This window comes from Marinobacterium halophilum (genome assembly GCF_003014615.1).
In the GTDB taxonomy this organism is placed as follows: Bacteria; Pseudomonadota; Gammaproteobacteria; order Pseudomonadales; family Balneatricaceae; genus Marinobacterium; species Marinobacterium halophilum.
The window spans coordinates 1-1,427 of record NZ_PYGI01000047.1; the positions used below are offsets into that span (position 1 = coordinate 1).

At 41.3% G+C, this 1,427-nt stretch carries 2 protein-coding genes; both read left to right on the top strand.

Annotated elements, in window-relative coordinates:
• Nucleotides 1-690: peptidoglycan recognition protein family protein (locus CLV44_RS17190; protein ID WP_342748504.1), on the top strand; the 690-nt coding region annotated here is incomplete at its 5' end.
• On the top strand, nt 681-1,046 hold the full coding sequence (locus tag CLV44_RS17275) for a hypothetical protein (protein ID WP_146140038.1): 366 nt from the start codon (nt 681-683) through the stop codon (nt 1,044-1,046). The genes CLV44_RS17190 and CLV44_RS17275, both read left to right, overlap by 10 nt.
• The last annotated feature ends 381 nt before the right edge of the window (nt 1,047-1,427 follow it).

Here is a 1,427-nt window from a genome sequence, read left to right on the forward strand (position 1 = left end):
TGGCACCTGGTTGCTTGTGTGAGAGCTAGTCAGCCTACAGCCAGCCTGGCTCTCCTGTCTAAGTCCAAGTGTGTCGGTTATTCTGAGAATCTAGGTTTAGATGAGAATGGAATGTTTATAGATGAAAAAATCAGCTTGAACAGATTCCCATCCATAGAACATGGTGATTTATCTGGCGTTAGTGCAATAGTTGTTCATCAAACAGCTGCCCCTACTGCCAAACATACGTTTAATAGCTATAAAGCGGGTGGTAATGGCGCTCATTTCTTAATTGCTAAAAATGGTGGTATTTATCAGACGGCTAGTGTTCACAAGCGCTGCTATCATGTGGGTAGACTGATAAAAGCTAAGTGTTTGTCTGTAGTTGAATTGGATTGTGATAGTAGCAAAATGGATAAAATCCTCACGCTTTCGTGGTCGAGACAAATTAAAGCAATCAATAAGCATGAACGGTTGAAAGATTATCCGCAGCGCTATCCTGTCAATAGTGACTCTATAGGTATTGAAATTGTTGGTAAGCACTTGGGTGAGGAAAAATATGAACCAGTAAGTAAAATGCAAAATTCTTCTCTTAAATGGCTGGTTAAAACTCTTTATGATCAATTTGAAATAAGCGCTGATGATGTCTATAAACACCCCGACATCTCATATAAGAACCCAGGCGAGGCAGCTACCGCAAAATGGAAATAAAGTTAGCTTTAACAATGCTTTCAATTTCATTTTTAATTACTGGATGCACATACAAAAGCATTAGTGATGTCTATGTGGAAGATTTTTATACAAGTAGTCCATATACATGCGAAGTGTCCGATGTCGACCTTAACCATAGGGAAGCAAAGATTTTTTTCGAAAGAGCTAAAAGAGTTTCATATCGAGAGCTTCAGGAACATTATAATTACGCACCTTGCTATATAGAAGGTTGGATGAAAAAGCATGGTGAAGTTTGTGATTGGAAAATACGTGCTGGTTTAACTGGTTCTATAGATTGCAAAGGCGATATTAAATATTATGTTTGCGATGAGTGCGATTTTCTTCTGAAAGAGTAAGTTATTGTTTTGCGCATTATGTTTTCGGAAAGTAATGAGTGATGTGCCGCAGAAACATATCGGAATATTCTGCGATGGGCACATATATCACTACTCCAATTCCCGGAATCGCCCTGGCAATACGGTTTTGAATTCAACCTGAAGCTCGATGAAGAGACACAGGCCTGGCAGGCAGTACCCGAGACATTGCGCTGTATCGGCGCCTCTTGAACCAAGGAACATGGAAGTCTATGGCTAATTTTTCGCAACAAAACCGCCTGCTGGCGATAGACACCCCGCTGGGGGCCGGTAACTGTCAACGTAGTTGTCGCGTATAAGTCATCTGCTCTTTAAAAATTCGCCGCCTTTTCCGGGTTCAGCGTTACCGTCTCGGGCAAGCTG